This is a genomic window from Serratia montpellierensis, assembly GCF_020858655.1.
GTDB lineage: Bacteria > Pseudomonadota > Gammaproteobacteria > Enterobacterales > Enterobacteriaceae > Serratia > Serratia montpellierensis.
The window spans coordinates 1-281 of record NZ_VOSN01000009.1 but is presented as its reverse complement, the minus strand read 5'-3'; the positions used below and the strand labels follow the sequence as shown (position 1 = coordinate 281).

Sequence of the window (281 nt, the reverse complement as noted above, 5' to 3'; positions counted from 1 at the left end):
ATTTGATGCCTGGCAGTGTCCTACTCTCGCATGGGGAGACCCCACACTACCATCGGCGCTACGGCGTTTCACTTCTGAGTTCGGCATGGGGTCAGGTGGGACCACCGCGCTATTGCCGCCAAGCAAATTCTTTTTTCTGCCGAACTTCTAAACCCACTTTAAATAAAGTGGTGCTGATACCCAGAGTCGAACTGGGGACCTCACCCTTACCAAGGGTGCGCTCTACCAACTGAGCCATATCAGCACGCTTAATTTGATGCCTGGCAGTGTCCTACTCTCGC

The 281-nt window shown here is 53.4% G+C and carries 1 tRNA gene and 1 rRNA gene; both read right to left on the bottom strand.

The window, feature by feature from the left end:
- Nucleotides 1–7: 7 nt before the first annotated feature.
- Nucleotides 8–123: ribosomal RNA gene (gene rrf, locus FUU19_RS10710) — 5S ribosomal RNA — on the bottom strand.
- A gap of 45 nt (nucleotides 124–168) precedes the next feature.
- Nucleotides 169–244, bottom strand: a tRNA-Thr gene (locus tag FUU19_RS10705).
- Between the last annotated feature and the right edge of the window lie 37 nt (nucleotides 245–281).